The sequence below is a fragment of the Acinetobacter geminorum genome (assembly GCF_013009345.1).
In the GTDB taxonomy this organism is placed as follows: Bacteria; Pseudomonadota; Gammaproteobacteria; order Pseudomonadales; family Moraxellaceae; genus Acinetobacter; species Acinetobacter geminorum.
Genome location: NZ_JABELE010000006.1, coordinates 1 through 22,016 on the forward strand (window position 1 = coordinate 1; position 22,016 = coordinate 22,016).

The following is a 22,016-nucleotide window of genomic DNA, read 5'->3' on the forward strand; positions in this document are numbered from 1 at the left end:
TGTGGCATTGGACCGTCAGTCGCAGCACACACAAGGATCGCGCCGTCCATCTGAGCAGCACCAGTAATCATGTTTTTGACGTAATCGGCGTGGCCCGGGCAGTCAACGTGCGCGTAGTGACGAATTGGAGAATCGTATTCTACGTGTGAAGTATTAATTGTAATACCACGTGCTTTTTCTTCAGGTGCTGAGTCGATTTGTGAGTAATCTTTCGCTTCACCGCCGTAAGTTTTTGCACAAATTGTTGCAATCGCAGCAGTTAAAGTTGTTTTACCATGGTCAACGTGACCGATTGTGCCCACGTTTACGTGTGGCTTATTACGTTCAAACTTGGCTTTAGCCATGATGATCTTCCTTTATAAACTACTCATGGAGGGTCACCCCATGAGCACTTGGTTTTTAACTAAGAAATTAGTTTGGGCTTATAGTAATCGAAAGATTACTCGTCGTCACCTTTTTTACCGCCAGCTTGGAATTTAGCGATGATGCCTTCAGCCACGTTACGTGGAGTTTCAGCATATTTAGCAAATTCCATAGAGTAAGTCGCACGACCTTGAGACATAGAACGCATTTGAGTCGCGTAACCAAACATCTCAGCAAGAGGAACTTCTGCACGAATTGCTTTTGTTCCACCAGGAAGATCGTCCATACCTTGAACCATACCACGACGACGGTTTAAGTCACCCATGATATCGCCCATGTAGTCTTCTGGAGTTTCTACTTCAACTTTCATGATAGGTTCAAGAAGGATAGGATCCGCTTTCATGAAACCATCACGGAAGGCATAAGAACCTGCCATTTTGAACGATAATTCGTCAGAGTCGACGTCATGGTAAGAACCGTCGAATAATGTCGCTTTAATACCAACAACAGGGTAACCAGCCAATACACCATTCTTCATACGTTCTTGAATACCTTTGTCAACCGCGCCAAAGAATTCTTTAGGTACTACACCACCAACAACTTCTTCAACGAATTGGTATTCTTTACCAGCTTCTTCAACATCAAGCGGTTCAAGACGTACATATACGTGACCAAACTTACCTTTACCACCAGTTTGACGTACGAACTTACCTTCTTGTTCAACAGACTTTTTGATCGTTTCACGGTAAGCAACCATTGGTTTACCAATGTTAGCTTCAACACCGAATTCACGCTTCATACGGTCAACAATGATGTCAAGGTGAAGTTCACCCATACCAGCAATAATTGTTTGACCAGATTCTTCGTCTGTACGAACACGGAACGATGGATCTTCTTTAGCCAAACGACCTAAAGCGATAGACATTTTTTCTTGGTCTGCTTTAGTTTTTGGTTCAACAGCCAATGAAATTACTGGCTCTGGGAATTCCATACGCTCAAGAGTAATGATGTTTTTCTCATCACATAATGTATCACCAGTTGTAACGTCTTTAAGACCTACACACGCTGCGATATCACCTGCACGGATTTCATCAAGATCTTGACGTTCGTTCGCATGCATTTGCACGATACGACCGATACGTTCACGCTTAGCTTTAACTGGGTTATAAACCGGATCACCTTGTTTAAGAACACCAGAGTAAACACGTACGAATGTTAAGTTACCTACGAATTTGTCGTTCATGATTTTGAACGCAAGCGCAGAGAACGGAGCTTCGTCAGATGCTTCACGAGACGCTTTAGTTTCGTCTTTGTCGTCAAGGATACCTTCGATCGCTTTAACTTCTGTAGGTGATGGTAAGAATTCAATTACAGCATCCAACATACGTTGAACACCTTTGTTCTTGAATGCAGAACCACAAAGCATTACTTGAATTTCAGAAGCTAATGTACGAGCACGTAAACCAGCGATGATGTCTTCTTTAGAAAGATCACCTTCTTCTAGGTACTTGTCCATTAATTCTTCAGAAGCTTCAGCCGCAGCTTCAACCATTTTTGTACGCCATTCGTTAGACGTATCAACTAGGTCAGCTGGGATATCAGCATATTCAAACTTCATACCTTGAGATGCTTCATCCCAGATAATCGCTTTCATTTCGATAAGGTCAACAACACCCTGGAATGTATCTTCAGCACCAATTGGCACAACGATAGGAACAGGATTACCACCTAAACGAGTTTTAACTTGCTCAACAGCACGGAAGAAGTTTGCACCAGTACGGTCCATCTTGTTCACGAATGCTAAACGAGGCACTTTATATTTGTTCGCTTGACGCCATACAGTTTCAGACTGAGGTTGTACACCACCTACAGCACAGTAAACCATGCACGCACCGTCAAGAACACGCATAGAACGTTCAACTTCGATTGTGAAGTCTACGTGTCCCGGGGTGTCAATTACGTTGATACGGTGTTGTTCGAATTGGTTACCCATACCAGACCAGAAACAAGTTGTAGCAGCAGAGGTAATTGTAATACCACGCTCTTGCTCTTGTTCCATCCAGTCCATTGTTGCTGCACCGTCGTGTACTTCACCAATTTTGTGAGATACACCTGTGTAGAACAAAATACGTTCAGTTGTAGTTGTTTTACCTGCGTCAATGTGCGCAGAAATACCGATGTTACGGTAACGAGTAATTGGGGTTTGGCGAGCCATGATGTCTACATTCCTAAATGTTATATTTAAAACAGGACGCACCAATTAAATTGATGCGCGCGAATATCCAAACAGGCAACTTAAATACCTGCAAAGCCCCCACTTTGATAGAGAGCGATGTTGAATCGAGCTGCTGTACGCATGAATATTCTCCTGAATAAGGCCTGTTTTATCCGCTTAGAAACGGTAGTGAGAGAAGGCTTTGTTAGCTTCAGCCATACGGTGCACATCTTCACGTTTTTTGATTGCTGCACCTTTACCTTCAGCTGCATCAAGCAACTCACCAGCAAGACGTAAAGCCATCGTTTTTTCAGAACGCTTAGCAGCAGCATCTACTAACCAACGCATAGCTAAGGCAGTACGACGGGATGGGCGTACTTCCATAGGTACTTGATAAGTAGCACCACCAACACGGCGTGCTTTTACTTCAACCATAGGACGAACTTTTTCAAGAGTAGTCTCGAAAAATTCAACTGGGTCTACTTTATTTTTTTCTTGAACGCGTTCTAAAGCACCGTAAACGATACTTTCTGCAATAGATTTTTTACCATCTTGCATTACGTGGTTCATGAATTTAGCGATTGTTTGGCTGCTAAATTTTGGATCTGGAAGGATCTCACGAGCAGCGACTACGCGACGTCTTGGCATTTTAATACACCTAATAATATGACACTTCAGGATGATCCAGCAGTTTGTACAAGTGTCATGTACACGACGCTGGCCTTACTATACGTCGCTTGAATTACAAATCTATGAAGAATTCAAACAAGCGAAACGCTAAAGGGCTTATTCGACTAGTTTCCTAGAATTACTTCTTAGGACGCTTAGTACCGTATTTAGAACGTGATTGATTACGATCTTTAACACCAGCACAGTCTAATGAACCACGAACGGTATGGTAACGTACACCCGGTAAGTCTTTAACACGACCACCACGGATAAGAACAACACTGTGCTCTTGTAAGTTATGGCCTTCACCACCGATGTAGCTAGATACTTCAAAACCTGAAGTTAAGCGAACACGGCAAACCTTACGCATAGCTGAGTTAGGTTTTTTAGGTGTAGTTGTATAAACACGTGTACAAACACCACGACGTTGTGGACAAGCCTTCAACGCAGGAACTTTGGATTTTTCAACCAAAGTCGTACGACCCTTACGGATCAACTGATTCGTTGTTGCCATATGGCAATTCTCCCGTTATTAAAAAACCTTAAAAAGAAAATACCTCTTTTTAAGGGCACATAATTGTAAGCCAAGATGCAAAAATGGTCAACACGGCAATACTTACCAAATGTTGACCATATCAATGTTTGACAGGACGATTTACAAATTTAAATAGAGTCTATTTTCAATTTTTAAACTTCTACTTTGTAAGTGTATTGTTAAGAGTATTTTTTATCTTCCAATATCTCGTCATCATCCTCTGGTGTTAAAGCAGGTTTTTGCTCAGTATGCTCATGTTCTGTCACATGTTTGTCAGCAAGTTGTTCTAAACCTTGATGAACATTTTCCTGAATTTTTTCTTCACTCTTTTCGCGTTCCGTAGGCTTTAACACAATAGAAACTTTTGAAATCACCTCATGATTTTCTACTTTATGATGATGAGCAGAATGAATATTACCATCTTCACCTATATTTAAAAGTCTTGGACTTGCTTTTTGAATGAGTGTAACCGCAGCATAATAGGCTTGCAGCGGAGATAAATGCTCGCTAGGGTGTTCATTTAAATAATGTCTTGCCGCTCCAAAAATTGCTTGAGCTTTATGCCCCACATCTTCTTGCAGCTTCCAACTATACACTGCGCTTAAAACCGCACCTGCAATTGGGGTAAATTTCCCAAAAGCTGAGAGTTTCGGAATACGATTCAACCATTCCCATTTGAACTCCCCATCTTCATCTACCAACCAGTTCTTTAGAGTCTCTATATCTGTGGTTGAACCTAGCACTTGCTGAAATTGATGAATATCTTGTGTTTCCAACATATTTCTTAATGTTTTTAAAGCCAACAACAGGGTTTGCTTCTCAGCAATCAGGCTAATATCAACTTCTTTAAAAATAAACTCGACAACATCTTGATCAGTAGCTTCCAATAAATCAAAGCCATGTGATCTTCCTGTCTGATAAATAGTTCTTAAAACCAAAACTAATGAAACTGGGATATCTACAGCCGCACCAACGACACCTGATACACCTGTAATTGCACCTTGTACAGTCGCAATGAGCTTGTTTTGTTCAATAAGTGCCTGACTTAAACGTTGAGAGCGTCCTGTGTCTTTAGTTAATTCAAATAAATCTTTAGCACCCGCTTCTTCTAGGATTTTTTCAGTTAAGGTACTTTTTGAACTAAAGTCATTTAACCAGTTAAATAAATGGCCTGAGATTTTTTCGTCCCAATCAGGTGAAAGAAATGTAGCAACGCCGTTTACTTTTTTGAAATGGCGCCCAAACACCTGACGTGTGACTTTTGGTAAATGCTCTCGTAGCATTTGTTGAGGACTTTCATATTGCTCAACTTCAAATGGGCTTTTTGTTCGTGATTTACCTTCAACAGTTTTACCAGTTGGGATTGGTTCAACAACCTTACTTACATCACCTGATTGGTTCTGTTGTAAAATACTCAATCCTGTAGAACTGAGCTTTTTAGCCACTCCGAAGACCTGAGAAAACAAATTGTCAGATTGATTATTATTAAATTTTGTCATCAAGTACCTCGATTTTTTAATTTATCTAATTAGAGATAAATACTAGGTGGAATGTGGATTTATCTCAACTTGAAAGTGTGTATTTTAGTTAACCCTACATGCAACATACTATGTATTTGGTTATTTTTTTTAAATGTAAAATTGTCATAAAGATTTGCCATAAGAAATAAAAATCCTTTCTGCTATCATGTTCACAACGAAAAACATTGGTCTCGTTTTCTTACAGCTATATTCTCCTATTCATTTTCATAGCTGTTGAACACGATAGACTCTTATATATCACCATAAAGGGACCTGTAGATGAAACGTGTTGTAATCACTGGTATGGGTATTAACTCATGTATCGGTAACTCTTTAGAAGCAGTTACTCACTCACTTCAAAATGGAATCTCCGGGACACGTTTTAACCCAACTTATGCTGAACTTAATTTCAAAAGTCATGTCAGCGCTGCTGCAGAACAAGACTTTGATAATATCGACCGTAAATTAAAACGCTTCATGGGCGTATGTGCGATGTATGCATACAACGCTGCTGTAGCTGCAGTTGAACATGCAGGACTTACTCCTGAACAACTTGCTGGTAATCCACGTTATGGTATTGCAGGTGGATCAGGTGGTGGCTCAACTGCTTCTGTTGTTGAAATGACAGAATTATTAGAGACTAAAGGCGCACGTAAAGTGGGTCCATTCTTTGTACCGCGTAATATGTCAAACACCATTACTGCTAACGTAGGTGTTGCATTTAAACTACAAGGTATTTCACATACTATTACAAGTGCTTGCGCAACTTCTGCAGATGCAATTGGTTATGCATACAACTTAATTCAACTTGGCAAGCAAGACCTTATGCTTGCTGGTGGCGGTGAAGAAGATCACTGGTCTCAAAGTTTATTGTTTGATGCAATGGGCGCACTTTGCTCGAAATATAACGACTCTCCAGAAACAGCATCTCGCCCATATTCAGCAGACCGTGACGGCTTCGTTATTGCTGGCGGTGGCGGTTTCGTAGTACTTGAATCACTTGAACACGCACAAGCTCGTGGTGCAAATATTTTAGCTGAAGTCGTTGGTTATGCTGCGAACAGTGATGGCGCAGACATGGTTGCTCCAAGCGGTGAAGGTGCTACACGTTGTGTATTAATGGCACTTGAAGAAGCTAAGCAACATGGCGTAGAAAAAATTGACTATGTAAATACACATGGTACTTCTACTCCAGCTGGTGACATTACAGAACTTAAAGCAATGGAGCGTGCATTTGGTGAAGGTAATGTACCTCCTCTTAGCTCGACCAAATCTATGACTGGCCATAGCTTGGGCGCCGCTGGTGTACAAGAAGCTATTTACTCTGTGCTAATGATGCAGAATGACTTTATTGCACCAAACATCAACGTAACTGAGCTTGATGAAGGCGCAAAACCTTTTGATATCGTACTTGAAAAACGTGATGCAAAATTGAATACTGTAATGAGTAACAGTTTTGGCTTTGGCGGTGTTAACGCTTGCCTTATTTTCAAGAAGTGGGATGCATAATCCCACCTAGGATTATCGATGGATGCACCTTCTGATGCTTTTTTGTGGGTAAAAGCATTACATATTATTGCCGTGGTTTGTTGGTTCGCAGCTTTGTTCTACTTACCACGTCTATATGTTTATCATGCTATGAGTGAAGATGCTGCAAGTCATCAACGCTTTGAGGTAATGGAACGCAAGTTGTATCGAGGAATTATGTGGCCTTCGATGATTGCTACATTAATTACCGCCCATTTCCTTGTAGAATGGGGTGATGCAACTCGACATTATCATCAAGCCACATGGTTTTACCTCAAAGTTGGATTAGTGGCTTTATTGGTGATTTATCATTTGGTATGTGGCTATTATCGTAAAAAGCTCATCGGAAATGCTCACTATAAATCACATAAGTTCTGGCGTTTTTTTAATGAAATGCCAACCTTAATTTTATTTGCTGTTGTGATTCTAGTTGTTGTAAAGCCTCAGTTCTAACTGGGGCTTTTGCTTTTCTTCTCTAAGAAGTCTTGTATTCACAATAATAAAAATATGAAATTCATTTAAAGTTTTATGAAAACAGAACTATAAAATTAATGAATAGCCATGGCTCTTTATTTAGCAACACATGATCTATACTATGCTAAACAAATAGATGAACTCATCTAATGGCAAAGCTATGCTAACTTTTAATGTGCTTAAACGCTTAATCCATACACCATTTATTCTTCTTACACTTTTTATTTTCCGTCACTTAAAAAACTACCCGATTAGGTATTTGACTCCTCAAGAAAAACTATTAGCTCAAATGGTCTTCGGCGATCTGCTCGATTGTGAACAACCTAAAATTATTGCTACTCGCTATCTCCCTTGGCAGTCTTGCGGTATTTTTATGGCCCCAAATGGTAATATTTATGTCAATCCTTCTGATTACAGCGAAAATTATGCTCTAGAGTCTAAGTTTATGCAGGGTATTTTTATCCATGAACTCACACACGTCATGCAATATCAAAAAGGTATTCATGTCCTACTTAAAGGTGCCTTACTACAATCAGCCTATTACCTCAGCCTTAAAAGTTACAACCCCTACAAATATACCTATCACCCTGACAAGGCATTTAGTACTTATAATATTGAACAGCAAGGCGAAATTGCTCGTGACATTTGCACAGGAAAAATCCCGAATATTATCTGTTCACCTCAGCTTCATTTGTAACTAAATAATCCATGTTGCTTTAAACGTAACATTTTTTGCCTGATGTAAATGAGAATTCTTATAAATCAGAAATACTTATCTAAACTATAAAATTACGCTTATTCAATTCAAATTATTGAAAAAAATAGAACAGCCTTATTCCAAATTAGCTTGTGATAAGGCAGTATACAAACAATAAAAATAATGAAGCGTGTTTCTATTCTACACAGAAAATCTCGTTATTTTTACGCAGAAAATATGGGATTGGTATATATTATTGATCTTGACATTTTTGTTTACTATTTTAATTGTTTACTATCGTACCATACACATCGTTGAAAAATTATATCCATAAAAATCAACGCTATGTGTATCTATATTCGTTATGATCTAGGATTAGGTTTGAATGAAAAGTTTTAAAGTTGCCCTTGCTCAGTTTTCTCCGCATATTGGCAATATTGACTCAAACACCCAAAAGATGATTGAGCAAGTAAATCAGGCGAAAAAACAAGACGCTGACCTGATTATTTTTCCCGAACTTTCTGTTATTGGTTATCCAGCTGAAGACTTATTGTTACGTCCAAATTTAAATAAACGTATGCAAAAGGCTTTTGCGCAACTTGCCGAAGTTAAAGATATTGTTATGGTTTTCGGATTTGTAAACCAGGCAGAAGATGGTCAACGTTATAATTCTGCTGCTGTCATGAAAGACGGTCAGGTTTTGGGTGTTTTTAACAAACACAATTTACCAAACTATGGCGTCTTTGATGAAAAACGCTATTTCCAAAAAGGCCATCAGCACTTAGTTTTTGAATATCTTGGGCATAAGTTTGGTGTATTAATTTGTGAAGATATCTGGTCAATTAATACTGTAAAACAGTTAAGCCAATTAAATGTTGATACTGCTCTTGTACTCAACTCATCACCATATGAAGTCGGCAAACCACAACACCGTATACAGACCTTAAGTGAACTTGCAAAACAACTTCATCTAAATATTGTTTATGTTAACCAAGTAGGTGGACAAGATGATTTAATTTTTGATGGCACAAGTTTTGTTAGCAATCAAAATGGTGAAATTGCCTTACAAGCACCGAGCTTTAAAGAAGACATTTATATTGCTGAATTTGATCGTGATACAAAGTTATATAAAGTCACTGAGTCTGCTCCTGCTTTAGAAACCTTTGCAGAAATCTATCAAGGTTTAGTCATGGCAACTCGTGACTATGTAGAGCGCTCAGGCTTTCCTGGTGTGATTTTGGGTCTTTCTGGTGGTATCGACTCTGCCCTTACACTTGCGATTGCTGTTGATGCAATCGGTGCAGAAAAAGTGCAAGCTGTAATGATGCCTTACACTTATACTTCTCAAATTAGTGTAGAAGATGCGGCTGAACAAGCTCGCCGTATGGGTGTGACTTTCGGTATTGCTGAAATTCACTCAATCGTAAATAGCTTCATGCAAACCTTGTATCCTTTCTTTGGTAATTCACCAGCTGACGCAACTGAAGAAAATTTACAAGCGCGTGCTCGTGGCACATTGCTTATGGGCTTATCAAACAAATTTGGTAATTTAGTCCTTGCTACAGGGAATAAATCTGAACTTTCAGTTGGCTACTGTACGCTTTATGGCGATATGGTTGGTGGCTTTGCTGTTCTAAAAGATGTTTATAAAACTATCGTATTTGAATTAGCAAAATACCGTAACAGCTTAAGCGAAACCCCTGTGATTCCTGAGCGTGTGATTACCCGCCCACCTTCTGCAGAACTTCGCCCAGATCAAAAAGACCAAGACTCTTTACCAGCTTATGATGTATTGGATGCCATCCTTTACGCATACATTGAAGAAGATTTAAGTCAGGCCGATATTATTGCCAAAGGTTTTGATAAAGAAGTTGTTGAAAAAGTCATCCGTTTAGTTGATCGTAATGAATACAAACGTCGTCAAGGTGCGATTGGCCCGAGAATTACCTCTCGTGCATTTAGTCGCGAACGACGTTATCCGATTGTCAACGGTTGGACAGCGAATGACTGAGCAGAAAAACTCATCAAAAACTACAGCACTTGCTCAAGCACTTTTGCTTGAGCAGGTGGAATTTTTCAAAAAACAATTATCTATAGAAAACTCACCTATTTATTTCCAGCAATTCATTCAGTTGTTTATGCAACATGCTGACGAAATCAAGCTTCATGAAGTTGTTGATTTAGAGCAACTACAAGCCGTTGTGAAACGCTATGCTTTTGAAATGCAGCTAGGTGCTGGTTTACTTGAGTTTATTGGGGAAATCGCGCAGCGTATTTATTTATCTGCGATGAAATCGCCAATTCAGTTACAAGATTTGGTCTCTGACCACCAATTTGAAATGTGGCTCTCCAAATTTTTGGAAATGGAACATATTCCTCATTATCTCAACCAGTTTTTAAGAACTAGCCCTTCTGTACAACAGCTTTGCCAATATATTGCAACCTCGACTCTAGAACAAAAATTACCAAAACTTCTAACTGCCTCTAGAGTGGATGACTATCATTTTGAATGGCAACATAAACTCAAAAAATTTTCCTTTTTGCAGCAGCAACGTCTTGAGCATAAACTTGAAACCTGGATTGCCAGTTTTATTCACGAGCAACTTACAGAATTAAGTCTTTTATCGAGTGAAGATTTAGAAAGTCTAGTGCGTCATGTTTGGGAAGATATCAGACATAAAAAAATGTATGAGTTTATGAAACAACTCACTCCTCTCGATGTTGAAGAGTTCTTTGTTTTAATATACGAATACTGGAAAGAATTACGTCAATCAGAATTTATGCAAGATCTTATTTTGTATGGCGTTGAAGTTTTTTATGATTTTTATAAAGACCAAAGTTTATTTGAAGTATTAAGTGAAATTGGTTTAACCGAAAGCGACTTACAAACAGAAGCTTTACGTTTTTATCCGAAGGTTATGGATGCCTTCAATGAGCACGGTATTTTAGAACCGTTACTTCAAGCACTACTAGCTCCTTTTTATCAAAGCTCAAAAACACTCGATATAATTGAAAAACATTTCAATGAGTAAGAAGTAGATAAAAAGAAACCACGCAGGAGCGTGGTTTTTAAAATGGTGGCTATGACGAGACTTGAACTTGTGACCCCCGCATTATGAGTGCGGTGCTCTAACCAACTGAGCTACATAGCCGTAAACTGTGTGCGCATTATCTATAGTTATATATAGCAGGTCAATAGGTAAAAACCCTTAATGTCCATCAATTGAACAAATAAGATTCAGATCATCATTATTTGTTCGTTTTTTAGCAAACTTATACTTTAAGCAATTGATCGTCCACAGAAATATATTAAAGATCTAATACCAGTTTCTTACCTTTAGCTCTTGATACACAAATCATCATGCTCTTTTGTGAAGCCTTTTCGGCATCACTTAAGTATTGATCGAAATGCTCTGCTTCGCCTTCTAAAATAGCAGTTTCACATGTACCACAAACCCCTTCTCGGCATAGACATTCCACATCAATATTTAATGTTTCGATGGCTTGTAAAATCGTCTGGTTACTTTGTACTTCAATTTCTTGATTAGACTTAGCAAGTACCACCGTAAATGCTTCACCATCTTCAGGAACTGTTGAGGCAAATTGTTCCCAGTGAATGTATTCATCGCGGTAACGATGCTTGTTACAACAATCAATCACAGCATCAATCATGGGTTTCGGCCCACAAACATAGACATGTGTGCCTTTAGGTTGTGATGAAAGCAGTTCATCCAGATTTAATGAGCAACCTTCTGAGTCAACATAACTAAACACATGTTCTGCATGTTTCTGCTTTAACTCATCTAACAAGGCCGCATGTTCAGGTGAGCGATAAGCATAATGTAGTTCATACTCAGCACCACGCGCTGCAAGCTCATCCATTTGAGGTAAGAATGGTGTAATGCCAATTCCACCTGCAATTAGAATATGTTTATTCCCTGTTTCAGCTAATGGAAATAAATTTTTTGGTTCTGAAATCTGGATTTCACAGCCTTCATTGCATTGATCATGCATAAAAACTGAACCGCCCTTACCTTCTACATCCTTACGAACACAGACTTGATAAGTCGATAAATCTTGCGTACAGCTCATTAGTGAATACGCATTTGAAAGTTGTTCATTCATTTTGACAATAATATGGCTTCCCCCACTAAATCGAGGAAAGTTCTGCCCATCTTGACGTTTGAACGTAAACCGTTTGATTAAAGGGGTTAGCTGTTCCACTTGAGTAACAACCGCTGGGAACATTTCATAATGATTAGCCATATTAGAATCCTTCTTTTACCGCATATTCTTGTTGTTAGGGCTTATCCTTAAAGCCCTAAACACATGTATTTAATGGTCATGAATTCTTCAAGACCATACTTTGAGCCTTCACGCCCAACACCTGATTGTTTCACACCGCCAAATGGTACAACTTCATTTGAAATTGCTGTAGCATTCATACCGACCATTCCATATTCAAGCTGTTCTGATACTCGCCATAAACGTGAGATATTTTCACTATAAACATAAGCAGCCAAACCAAAGATGGTGTCATTTGCTTGAGCAACAACATCAGCCTCATCAGTAAAGCGAATGAGGGGTGCAACTGGACCAAAAATTTCCTCTTGGACAATTTCCATCGTACGATCAACGTTAGTTAAAACAGATGGTTCATAAAAGGTTTGCCCTAAAGCATGCTGTTTGCCACCACAAGCGACTTTAGCGCCTTTACTAACTGCATCATCAATCAACTGCTGTGCTTTCAAAACAGCCTTTTCATTAATTAATGGGCCAATTTGCACGCCATCTTCAAGTCCATTACCGACTTTAAACTTTTGTACTTCTTGTACAAACTTCTCGGCAAAAGCTTGATAAATATTGTCGTGGACATAAATGCGGTTAGCACAAACACAGGTCTGGCCCGCATTACGGAACTTTGCAAAAATCGCACCTTGTACAGCTTTATCTAAATCGGCATCATCAAAGACAATCAGAGGAGCATTACCGCCTAACTCAAGCGCTAATTTTTTAATGGTGCTTGAACACTGCTGCATCAGTAGGCGACCTACTGGAGTTGAGCCAGTAAAGGTTAATTTTTTCACTTTTTCATGTGAAGTAAATACCGAACCAATTTCTTGAGATTTACCAGTAACAATATTAATCACACCAGCTGGAATACCTGCTTTTTCGGCAAGTTTCGCAATCGCTAAAGCACAGTAAGGCGTTTCATTCGCTGGCTTAATCACTATCGTACAACCCGCTGCTAAAGCTGGTGCTGCTTTACGCGTAATCATAGCAATTGGAAAATTCCACGGCGTAATTGCAGCCACCACACCAACAGGTTCTTTACTAATAATAAAACGCTGCTGGTTATTTACGGTTGGAATTACATCACCATAAATACGTTTGCCTTCTTCGGCAAACCATTGAATAAATGATGCAGCATAACGCACCTCACCTTTCGCTTCTGCCAAAGGTTTACCTTGTTCAATGGTCATGATTAAAGCAAGTTCATCGGTATGATCGAGAACCAGTTTGTACCAAGCTAATAAAATATCTGCACGGTTTTGGGCAGTTAAAGCTTTCCAACTTTGTAAAGCCGTATAAGCAGCCTCAACTGCTTGAGTCGCCTCAACCGCTCCCATATTTGGAATTGTGCCAATTTCTTCGCCTGTTGCAGGGTTACTCACCGGAACCGTTGCATTTGACTGTGCAGCTAGCCATTGCCCGTTAATATAGGCTTGTTGCTGAAATAATTCAGTACTTTGTAAACTCGACATATCATCTTCCTAACTGAAGAATCAGGTGTAAGTCATCTTTACACCTGAATAAATCCATTTGTTTTATTTGTGATGCTGCGCCACTAAATGCTGGAAGTAAGCAATACCATGCTCACTAATTCCAGAGCGTTGTTTATCCGTCATGATACGGCCCTGACCACGATAACCACGTGATTTCAAACCACGTTGTACGCTTTCGACCAAGTTCAAATCTTCAGGACGGAATACATTGCGATACCACTCAATCAAATCTTTTTGATCTTGAGTAAGTTCTTCGTTGGTGAAGTAAATATCGTAATGCTGCAAAGTCGTTTCTGCATCAACTGGGAACTCATAGATCACAGTCATGAAATTGCTGCCCGGTGGTACGTTGAACATGGTACAAGGCCAAGTCCAGAAACCATGAAATTCAGGATCTGTTACTGATGGATCAAGCTTGAATGATTTCTCTGATGAACGAGCAAAGCCATATTGCAATGTCCAGTTTTGATGTGTGGTATGCCAATATTTATCAACTTGTACCGAATCAGCAAAACCAGGATGTGCAGGCCCACAGTGGTAACATTCTAGATAGTTATCAACAATCACTTTCCAGTTTGCTGGAGTTTCTGTCACAAAACGTGCTGCCAGTTTTAAATCTTTAATTACACTACATGCTTGATTTAAACGTTCAGCAAATTCCGGAAGTTGGTCTTCTACGCATGTCGCATTTTCATCCATATTAATGAAAACAAAGCCTGCATATTCCTCGACTTTTAAAGGCACCATGCTTGAGTTTTCTTTATCGAAAGATTCAACATGATCACAATTACGTGCCAAAGCTAAGCTACCATCTAGCTTAAAAGTCCAAGCATGATATGGACAAGTAATTACATTTTTTGCTTTACCACTGCCACTTAAAAGTTCATGACCACGGTGCGGACATACATTATAAAACGCACGTAAAACGCTATCTTTACCACGAATGATGACAATATTTTCACCAATTACTTTACGGGTAATATAATCATTCGGTTGTGCCAATTCACTGCCATGTGCAACACAAATCCAGCTTTTAGCAAAGATTGCTTCTTTCTCATGCTCAAAAACTTGCGATGAAGTATAGAAAACTTTAGGAAAAGTCCATGCAACATCTGGGTTTGCACAAAAATCTTCAGGTAATTTTTCAACTGCACTCATGTTTTTACTCCATTAAATTCTTTTCGTCCAAATGACTCGATATTAAATTGATGTCTTTTCGACACTGCCAAACATGCGACGTATCGCACCAAGCATGTTTTGATATAACTGTTGAACTTCTGGGCAGTCACGCATGAGACGTAAACTGCCATGTAATAAACCTTTGCCTAAATGGAACTCGCTCGGGATACCTGCTTGTTGCAATTTTTGGGTAAGGAAATAACCGTCATCACTTAAAGGGTCATACTCTGCAACGGCTACAAAACTGGCAGGCATATCTGAAAAATCAGTTGCCAATAAAGGTGCTAGACGTAAATCCTGCCAATCTTGTGAATTCGGTGCATATTCCTTTAAATAAAAATGCATATCTTCAGCCGTTAACAACGGCGCATGGGCGTGCTTTTGCACGGCTGGGGTATCAAATGCTGTCGTTAAACATGGATAAACCAATGCCAGCCCTTGAGCTTGCAAACCACTATGCTGTAGATGCACTGCAAGGGCTGCTGCTAAATTACCCCCAGCGCTATCGCCTGCTAGAACGATATTTTCACTATCTATTTGCCAATCAAAACCATGCTGTTTAAGCCATTGATAGACTGCTAAACAATCTTCAAAAGCTACTGGAAAGCGGTGCTCTGGTGCCATGCGGTAATCCACACCAATGACAACTGCATTTAAGTCCTGACATAAATAACTGGTAATAAACTCATGTGAATCGAGCCCACCCACCATCCAACCACCACCATGTAAATACAACACACATGGCCAACCAGCTTCAGGTCCTTTAGTTTTTGGTGAATAGATGCGAATAGGTACTGAATGCTCTGCATTTGCAACAACTCGATCTTCGACTTCGATCTTGCCATCACGAGGCAAAGTATAGTGTCGACACATTGCGTCATATGCTGCACGAACTGAGTCAATACCTGCATCTGCTGGTGAATAAATGCTGCTCCAGTACACTAGACTTTGCATTTCTTCACTTAAGGCATAAGTAGTCTGTTCACGTGTCGTCATTACCGTTCCCTCTAGCTGGTTTTTCTGTCCAGTTTGATTGAGCTTGCAAGCTCAAGCTGCATCCGTTTTGCATGTTCATCTTGAGACTGGTTTAAACCAATTTCCGCATCATCATAACCTTGTTGCTCAATTAAATGCGATGGAACTTTGGCATAATCCTGAATCAGCCATTTCACTAAGCCATAGGTTTGAATCAGAATAATCACGATGAATGGTAAAGCTGTAACAATGGTTGCAGTTTTCATGGTGTCTAACGGTGCTTTACTAAAGATCATGGCAATTGGAACCAAAGTCAGCATGACACACCAGAACAAACGGGCATTTGGTGATGGATCTTGCCCTTCACTTAAACCTCGTGTACATGTTGCTGAAACCGCATATCCGACCGCATCCATATGTGCTGCCAAGAATACCACCATGATGCCTAGGAAAATCCACATCATGAGTTTTCCAGCAGGTAACAGGCTGAGCAATTGACCAATCGCAACCTCACCACCTTGTTGGCTTAAGATTTGTGGCACATTTACAGCCCCATGAATAAAGCTATAAACGCTGTAGTTTTCAAACACACCAAAGATGAACCAAAGACCAACACTACCGCCAATTACCATGGCAAAGATCACTTCTTTAATAGTACGGCCTTTAGAAACACGCGTTACGAACAGTGCCACACCGGGTGCATATGAAATCCACCACAACCAATAAAATACAGTCCATTCACGAGTAAACTTGCCATCGCCCATTGGGTCGGTAAACAAGCTCATGTCAACAAAGTTGGTTGCCATTAACCCAAAACTCATTAATGAATTATTCAAAATGAATTGAGTCGGACCAAAGCAAAGTACATAAATTGCAAACAGCACTACACCCAAGCACACCATGTGGCTTAAACGCTGCATGCCTTTATCCATACCTACATACGAACTAAGTGCAAACAGAACCGAAACACCCAAAATAATGATGACTTTGGTCATAAAGGTATTTGGAATACCCGTGAGCTGAGACAAAATATTGGTAAATGTCACGGCAGTGAGTACAAGCGAAATCGTTAATGCACCAAACATGCAAAGCAAGAACATTAAGTCGACTAAACGCCCAACCACACCGGTTGATTTAAAGCCTGTTACAGCCTCAATTACAGAAGCTAAACTTAAGCCTTTGTTTTTTCTCACATGGTAGCTGTAGCACAAAGAAATTGATGCCAAAGCATAAATTGCCCATGCACTTAAACCTGAGTGAAAAAATGAATAAGCCACGCTATATTTCAATGCTTCTGCTGACTCAGGCGGTAAGCTCAAACCCGGAGTTTGATAATAGTAGGCCCAGTCCAAAAAGCCCCAGTACAATGTAGAAGACCCAATACCAGACAAGATGAACATAAAAATCCATGACATCGTGGTGTATTGAGGTTTCCCTTCACCTAGTTTGATTTTGCCGTATTTACTAAAAGCTAGACCAAAAGTAAAAATAATGGCTAAAAAAGCAAACAGTAATACTGGAGTTGTAAATACCGATGTCGTCCACTGCATCCATGTTGCAGCAATCTTTATCGACTCTTGCGAATAAATCGCCAAACCAGCAACTGAAATAAATACAAACAGTAAACTGGTTACGGCAAGAACTTTATCCGTATAAATTTTTGTGTTTTGATTATCCATATCCATACATCCATTTTTGGATGGCGTTATTCCATAGCGAACACGTCCATTTTAATTTGGGCTACACACGATGCAATTGCATCTCCTACCTCATAAGTTTTTGCCTGACCACCAATATCGGCTGTCTTTGGCCCATTAATTAATACATGCTCAATCGCCTGCATAATGTCCTGACCTGCTTGGATGCAACGCTCGTCTTCTTCACCAAAGAACTCGAACATCATGGCACCCGACCAAATCGCAGCGATTGGGTTGGCAATTTGTTTACCGTAAATATCTGGTGCTGAACCATGGACCGGTTCAAACAATGATGGGAATTTCCTTTCTGGGTTTAAATTTGCCGAAGCCGCTAAACCTATAGTTCCCGTACATGCAGGTCCTAAATCGGAAAGAATGTCGCCGAATAAATTCGATGCTACAACCACATCAAAGCGTTCAGGTTGTAAAACAAAACGAGCTGCTAAAATATCAACGTGCTGTTTATCGGCCTGAATTTGTGGATATTGTTTTGCCATCGCATCAACACGCTCATCCCAGTACGGCATGCTAACGGCAATACCATTTGACTTGGTCGCTGCGGTAAGTTTTTTCGCATCACGCTGATTTGCAAACTCAAATGCATAACGCAAAATGCGATCTACGCCATGACGTGTAAATACAGCTTCTTGTAAAACAAACTCTCGATCTGTTCCTTCAAAAGCCTTACCACCAATAGCTGAATATTCACCTTCACTGTTTTCACGGACCACGTAAAAGTCGATGTCGCCCGGTTTTTTACCTACTAAGGGACATTTAACACCCGACATTAAGCGCACTGGACGTAAATTCACATATTGGTCAAAACCACGACGGAACTGGAGTAGCGACTCCCAAAGTGAAATATGGTCAGGTACTTTATCTGGCCAGCCTACAGCACCAAAATAAATTGCATCGTAGCCCTGCAAAGTTTCAAACCAGTCATCTGGCATCATTTTGCCGTGCTCAAGGTAGTAATCGCAGCTTGCCCATTCAAATGCATCTAACTGAAGCTCAATGCCGTACTTCTCTGCTGCTGCCTTTACAACCTTAATGCCTTCTGGTAGAACTTCTAAACCAATGCCATCGCCTGCAATCGTGGCAACTTTATATCTTTTTGCCATAAGCTTCCTTCACACCTTCGACTAATATCCTTGTATGGCTTAAACATGATGTTTTAAGCAAAAATGATCAACAACAGAACTATCACTCCAATGGACACGGATCGTGAATAATCTACCTAACCTATCGGATTTAAAGGTTTTTTGCACAGTCGCCAAACTAAAAAGTTTTGTCGAATCTGCTGAGGAACTCGGGACTTCGCCAGCTTTTATTAGCAAGCGAATTAATATTTTAGAAAACACGTTGAGCTGCAAACTTTTTCATCGCAGTACGCGTCACGTTAGTCTGACAGAAGATGGCAAACTCATCCTTGAAAGAGTTTCAAATATTCTTGAAGAATTTGATGAAGTATGCGAACTGGTGAATAACCCACTGAGTACACCTACGGGTCGTATGGATATTATTAGTAGCTTTGGTTTTGGCAGAAAACATATCGCACCGATTCTGTCTAAATTAATGATGCTCTATCCAAAGCTTCAAATTCATTTTGACACCATCGACAATACCAAAGACCTGATTCAACACAGTATTGATTTGGACATTAGAATTGGTAATGAAATCGCACCGAATATGATTGCGAAGAAGCTGGCGTCTAATTTTAGAATTTTGTGTGCGGCGCCAAGTTATTTACTTAAACACGGAGTACCGGACTGTATTGAAGACTTGCAGTCACATGATTGCTTAACGATTAGTGAACGCGATCAATCTTCAGTTTTATGGAAATTTAGGCATGCCTCTGAAGATGTCGCAGTACATATCAAACCACGCTTTGTTTCTAACAACGGCGAAATTATTCATCAGCTTGTTATAGAAGGTCATGGCATTATTTTCCGTTCAATTTGGGATGTAGCAGATGAATTAATTACAGGTCAACTCCAGCATATTTTGCCTGAATATTGGCAAGATGCAGATATATGGGCGGTTTATCCATCACGACTCAAAAGCTCATCTAAATTACAAACCTGTATTTTGTTTATTCAAAACGAATTGCTCAATCGTTTACAGCACATTCAAAACCTAACCCGAGGACAACTCATTTCTCCGGCAGTTAAGCGAGAACCACCGCCAGAAAAAGTCTTTCTATAAAAAAAGCCCTAAGTTACGCCTGTTCACTTAGGGCAATAAATTGCTTTTAAATTTTAAAAATAGTACCCGATTGAAAGATAAAATAATTTATCCCAATGATTACTAATACCTTGTGCAAGGCCATCAGCCCCACCACCAACCATTGGGTCGTTTTTACTCATAATATATTCCCCCTGAATACCAATGGCTTTGTAATTAAAATAAACCCCTGCTATTAAGCGTTCAGAATCTTTATAGCCATTCTCGTCTTTAAAAAAGCGGCTATGAGAAATATAAGGCTTAATATTTTCAAGTTTGTGGAATGGCTTAGCAAAGGTATAGTTAATTTCATTAACCAAATATTTACCTTTATTGGCAACTTGATATGGATAATCAAATGCTCCAATGGTTGAGCTATTTGGCAATAAATCATCCCCATTCGTCACATCTTGCTTACCAGCTAAAAACATCCATTGCCATGCCTGATATTGCGTTTGAGCAAAAATGTTCCATGATTTGCGATGACCGTCTTCATCAGTTCTTTTATTTTCTAAATCAGAGTACCAAACTGAACCACCTAACTCGGTCGAAAATTTTTGAGCTTTATCAAGTTCAAATTTTCTAGATCCTCGAGCAATCCACATATTCTTTTCTTCGATATTAGTACCTGTGGTTAAATCATCAGCTTCCACAAAGTTACCACTGTATCTGCTTGAGTCCTTTGAAGTTCCCTTATAATTTCCGCCATCAGTGGGATAGAATCCTAGGGTCAAATTATATTTATCATCTGCAAATTTATATTTAATCCCCAGATTATCGATATCTTCTAAACCGCCAGTATTTAAAAGAGTTTCGTAATAGCTACTTCCCCAAAATTCGCCAAAGCCAAAATCAACGGGTTGCAAACCTGCCGTGATTCTCTGCTGATCAGATAATTTATAACCTACCCAAGCTTTTTTTAGAAAAATCGCATCACACAAGCGATCATATTGATAACAACGGGCATCCGCACCTGCAATCCAATCTGGATTTTCATAACCTAATACTAATTTAATATCAGTTAACCGCCAATCATCATTTTGGGACCCTTCATTTGCATCAACCACATAATCTTTATGCAAATAACGAGAACGTACTGCGCCAGACACTTTAAATTGACCCGAATCTAAAGTTGGATCTCCCCAACTCAAATCAGCCGCAGAAGCCTCTACTCCCGCAGTTAAACTTAAAATTCCTAAAAATAATAATGACCTTTTCATGTCTTCAACATCCTTGTTAAGTGTTATAAGAACATGAAGAAATTGGTCTAGACAAACAATGCCACAACTATAAAGTCGGTCTTTACAAACTGTGTTTAATCAAAAAATGAGCATAAAAAAAGACCACGCAGGAGCGTGGTCTATAAAATGGTGGCTATGACGAGACTTGAACTTGTGACCCCCGCATTATGAGTGCGGTGCTCTAACCAACTGAGCTACATAGCCGAAAACTGTGCGCGCATTATCTTAACTTCTTTAACGCACGTCAAGAAAAATTTTAAATAAAATGAGGTGAAGTGAGCCTATAAGCCGGGTTCTGTCGAGGATGGTCATTCCTCTAGGCGTACAATCACTCATACGCTCAAGCGACCTACCCGAATCCAGTACGGGCCGTACCTCAGGATTCCTATTTGGTCTTGCTTCTGGTGGGGTTTACCATGCCGTGAACTGTTACCAGACACGCGGTGCGCTCTTACCGCACCCTTTCACCCTTACCTCACGAATGAGGCGGTCTACTCTCTGCTGCACTTTCCGTCGGCTTTCACCGCCCAGGCGTTACCTGGCACCCTGCCCTATGAAGCCCGGACTTTCCTCCCCTGCTTCAGTCACGAAGACCTCCACAGCAGCGACCATCCAGCTCACCTCAGGGGCGCATATTAACAAATTTATTTACTAATTGCTTGTGCTTTTTTGAGCAATTAATCTTTTATATTTGTCTAATAGCTGTTCTTCCGTTTCCACATGCTGCGGATCTTTAGGAATGCAGTCTACTGGACAAAATAACTGACATTGCGGCTGGTCATGATGACCAACGCATTCAGTGCATAAATCTGGATGAATTTCGTAAATCACTTCACCCATGAAAATAGCTTCATTTGGGCAAACTGGTTCACAAACATCACAGTTTATGCATTCATCGGTGATATATAACGACAC

General features: G+C 39.9%; 19 protein-coding genes, 2 tRNA genes and 1 other RNA gene. 6 read left to right on the forward strand and 16 right to left on the reverse strand.

What is annotated here, in order from left to right:
* The 5 genes from HJG58_RS06825 to HJG58_RS06845 all read right to left on the reverse strand — a co-directional run.
* A partial coding sequence (locus HJG58_RS06825) for a GTP-binding protein (protein WP_170248366.1) occupies nt 1-344 on the reverse strand: 344 nt, incomplete at its 3' end.
* A 95-nt stretch (nt 345-439) separates the two neighbouring features.
* Nucleotides 440-2,578 (reverse strand): elongation factor G, encoded by a 2,139-nt coding sequence (gene fusA / locus HJG58_RS06830; protein WP_002120436.1) that lies wholly within the window; start codon nt 2,576-2,578, stop codon nt 440-442.
* 177 nt (nt 2,579-2,755) lie between these two features.
* Nucleotides 2,756-3,226 (reverse strand): 30S ribosomal protein S7, encoded by a 471-nt coding sequence (rpsG, locus tag HJG58_RS06835; protein ID WP_001138055.1) that lies wholly within the window; start codon nt 3,224-3,226, stop codon nt 2,756-2,758.
* A gap of 160 nt (nt 3,227-3,386) precedes the next feature.
* Nucleotides 3,387-3,761 carry a 30S ribosomal protein S12 gene (gene rpsL / locus HJG58_RS06840; protein WP_002050319.1) on the reverse strand — a complete coding sequence of 125 codons (375 nt, stop codon included), beginning with the start codon at nt 3,759-3,761 and terminating at the stop codon, nt 3,387-3,389.
* A gap of 200 nt (nt 3,762-3,961) precedes the next feature.
* Complete coding sequence (locus HJG58_RS06845; protein ID WP_171545246.1) at nt 3,962-5,281, reverse strand: EcsC family protein; 1,320 nt, start codon at nt 5,279-5,281, stop codon at nt 3,962-3,964.
* Nucleotides 5,282-5,581: 300 nt separating this feature from the next.
* Between HJG58_RS06845 and HJG58_RS06850 the strand changes: the two genes are divergently transcribed.
* The 5 genes from HJG58_RS06850 (at nt 5,582) to HJG58_RS06870 (ending at nt 11,032) form a co-directional block, all read left to right on the forward strand.
* Complete coding sequence (locus HJG58_RS06850; protein ID WP_002120440.1) at nt 5,582-6,811, forward strand: beta-ketoacyl synthase N-terminal-like domain-containing protein; 1,230 nt, start codon at nt 5,582-5,584, stop codon at nt 6,809-6,811.
* A gap of 18 nt (nt 6,812-6,829) precedes the next feature.
* Nucleotides 6,830-7,282, forward strand: a complete 453-nt coding sequence (hemJ, locus tag HJG58_RS06855; RefSeq protein WP_002120291.1) for a protoporphyrinogen oxidase HemJ — start codon at nt 6,830-6,832, stop codon at nt 7,280-7,282.
* Nucleotides 7,283-7,439: 157 nt separating this feature from the next.
* Nucleotides 7,440-8,000, forward strand: coding sequence for a hypothetical protein (locus tag HJG58_RS06860; protein ID WP_170248367.1), 561 nt, complete (start codon nt 7,440-7,442; stop codon nt 7,998-8,000).
* Nucleotides 8,001-8,385: 385 nt separating this feature from the next.
* On the forward strand, nt 8,386-10,011 hold the full coding sequence (locus tag HJG58_RS06865) for an NAD+ synthase (RefSeq protein ID WP_170248368.1): 1,626 nt from the start codon (nt 8,386-8,388) through the stop codon (nt 10,009-10,011).
* Nucleotides 10,004-11,032, forward strand: coding sequence for a hypothetical protein (locus tag HJG58_RS06870; protein ID WP_086266018.1), 1,029 nt, complete (start codon nt 10,004-10,006; stop codon nt 11,030-11,032). The genes HJG58_RS06865 and HJG58_RS06870 overlap by 8 nt, the downstream gene beginning before the upstream one ends.
* 43 nt (nt 11,033-11,075) lie before the next feature.
* On the opposite strand, the gene HJG58_RS06875 is transcribed toward HJG58_RS06870, so the two are convergent.
* The 7 genes from HJG58_RS06875 to HJG58_RS06905 form a co-directional block, all read right to left on the reverse strand.
* Nucleotides 11,076-11,152, reverse strand: a tRNA-Met gene (locus HJG58_RS06875).
* A gap of 157 nt (nt 11,153-11,309) precedes the next feature.
* Nucleotides 11,310-12,266, reverse strand: coding sequence for a carnitine monooxygenase, reductase subunit CntB (cntB, locus tag HJG58_RS06880; protein ID WP_171545247.1), 957 nt, complete (start codon nt 12,264-12,266; stop codon nt 11,310-11,312).
* Between the two features lie 47 nt (nt 12,267-12,313).
* Nucleotides 12,314-13,765: an NAD-dependent succinate-semialdehyde dehydrogenase gene (locus tag HJG58_RS06885; RefSeq protein WP_170248369.1), complete on the reverse strand. Its 1,452-nt coding sequence runs from the start codon at nt 13,763-13,765 to the stop codon at nt 12,314-12,316.
* A gap of 63 nt (nt 13,766-13,828) precedes the next feature.
* Nucleotides 13,829-14,944: a carnitine monooxygenase subunit alpha gene (gene cntA / locus HJG58_RS06890; RefSeq protein WP_002120432.1), complete on the reverse strand. Its 1,116-nt coding sequence runs from the start codon at nt 14,942-14,944 to the stop codon at nt 13,829-13,831.
* Nucleotides 14,945-14,986: 42 nt separating this feature from the next.
* Entirely contained in the window at nt 14,987-15,961 is a 975-nt protein-coding gene (locus HJG58_RS06895) for an alpha/beta hydrolase (protein ID WP_170248370.1), read from the reverse strand.
* Nucleotides 15,962-15,972: 11 nt separating this feature from the next.
* The gene (locus HJG58_RS06900; protein ID WP_080631146.1) at nt 15,973-17,625 is read right to left on the reverse strand and encodes a BCCT family carnitine transporter; all 1,653 of its coding nucleotides are present in this window, start codon (nt 17,623-17,625) and stop codon (nt 15,973-15,975) included.
* Between the two features lie 20 nt (nt 17,626-17,645).
* The gene (locus HJG58_RS06905) at nt 17,646-18,758 is read right to left on the reverse strand and encodes a tartrate dehydrogenase (protein ID WP_170248371.1); all 1,113 of its coding nucleotides are present in this window, start codon (nt 18,756-18,758) and stop codon (nt 17,646-17,648) included.
* A 103-nt stretch (nt 18,759-18,861) separates the two neighbouring features.
* Between HJG58_RS06905 and HJG58_RS06910 the strand changes: the two genes are divergently transcribed.
* Nucleotides 18,862-19,842 carry a LysR family transcriptional regulator gene (locus HJG58_RS06910; protein ID WP_170248372.1) on the forward strand — a complete coding sequence of 327 codons (981 nt, stop codon included), beginning with the start codon at nt 18,862-18,864 and terminating at the stop codon, nt 19,840-19,842.
* Nucleotides 19,843-19,895: 53 nt separating this feature from the next.
* Here HJG58_RS06910 and HJG58_RS06915 read toward each other — a convergent pair whose 3' ends face one another.
* The 4 genes from HJG58_RS06915 to HJG58_RS06930 form a co-directional block, all read right to left on the reverse strand.
* Nucleotides 19,896-21,080, reverse strand: coding sequence for a porin (locus tag HJG58_RS06915; protein WP_170248373.1), 1,185 nt, complete (start codon nt 21,078-21,080; stop codon nt 19,896-19,898).
* Between the two features lie 148 nt (nt 21,081-21,228).
* Nucleotides 21,229-21,305 (reverse strand) — tRNA-Met (locus tag HJG58_RS06920).
* A 64-nt stretch (nt 21,306-21,369) separates the two neighbouring features.
* Nucleotides 21,370-21,725, reverse strand: an RNA gene (gene rnpB, locus HJG58_RS06925) — RNase P RNA component class A.
* A gap of 27 nt (nt 21,726-21,752) precedes the next feature.
* Complete coding sequence (locus HJG58_RS06930; RefSeq protein ID WP_086266024.1) at nt 21,753-22,016, reverse strand: YfhL family 4Fe-4S dicluster ferredoxin; 264 nt, start codon at nt 22,014-22,016, stop codon at nt 21,753-21,755.

What these genes read in the sequence shown, in the direction of transcription:
- HJG58_RS06900 (WP_080631146.1), bottom strand. Translation starts at nt 17,625, where the DNA reads ATGGATATGGATAATCAAAACACAAAAATTTATACGGATAAAGTTCTT.
- HJG58_RS06865 (WP_170248368.1), top strand. Translation starts at nt 8,386, where the DNA reads ATGAAAAGTTTTAAAGTTGCCCTTGCTCAGTTTTCTCCGCATATTGGC.
- HJG58_RS06895 (WP_170248370.1), bottom strand. Translation starts at nt 15,961, where the DNA reads ATGACGACACGTGAACAGACTACTTATGCCTTAAGTGAAGAAATGCAA.
- fusA (WP_002120436.1), bottom strand. Translation starts at nt 2,578, where the DNA reads ATGGCTCGCCAAACCCCAATTACTCGTTACCGTAACATCGGTATTTCT.
- hemJ (WP_002120291.1), top strand. Translation starts at nt 6,830, where the DNA reads ATGGATGCACCTTCTGATGCTTTTTTGTGGGTAAAAGCATTACATATT.
- HJG58_RS06885 (WP_170248369.1), bottom strand. Translation starts at nt 13,765, where the DNA reads ATGTCGAGTTTACAAAGTACTGAATTATTTCAGCAACAAGCCTATATT.
- HJG58_RS06850 (WP_002120440.1), top strand. Translation starts at nt 5,582, where the DNA reads ATGAAACGTGTTGTAATCACTGGTATGGGTATTAACTCATGTATCGGT.
- cntA (WP_002120432.1), bottom strand. Translation starts at nt 14,944, where the DNA reads ATGAGTGCAGTTGAAAAATTACCTGAAGATTTTTGTGCAAACCCAGAT.
- HJG58_RS06845 (WP_171545246.1), bottom strand. Translation starts at nt 5,281, where the DNA reads ATGACAAAATTTAATAATAATCAATCTGACAATTTGTTTTCTCAGGTC.
- rpsG (WP_001138055.1), bottom strand. Translation starts at nt 3,226, where the DNA reads ATGCCAAGACGTCGCGTAGTCGCTGCTCGTGAGATCCTTCCAGATCCA.
- HJG58_RS06905 (WP_170248371.1), bottom strand. Translation starts at nt 18,758, where the DNA reads ATGGCAAAAAGATATAAAGTTGCCACGATTGCAGGCGATGGCATTGGT.
- cntB (WP_171545247.1), bottom strand. Translation starts at nt 12,266, where the DNA reads ATGGCTAATCATTATGAAATGTTCCCAGCGGTTGTTACTCAAGTGGAA.
- HJG58_RS06870 (WP_086266018.1), top strand. Translation starts at nt 10,004, where the DNA reads ATGACTGAGCAGAAAAACTCATCAAAAACTACAGCACTTGCTCAAGCA.
- HJG58_RS06860 (WP_170248367.1), top strand. Translation starts at nt 7,440, where the DNA reads ATGAACTCATCTAATGGCAAAGCTATGCTAACTTTTAATGTGCTTAAA.
- rpsL (WP_002050319.1), bottom strand. Translation starts at nt 3,761, where the DNA reads ATGGCAACAACGAATCAGTTGATCCGTAAGGGTCGTACGACTTTGGTT.
- HJG58_RS06915 (WP_170248373.1), bottom strand. Translation starts at nt 21,080, where the DNA reads ATGAAAAGGTCATTATTATTTTTAGGAATTTTAAGTTTAACTGCGGGA.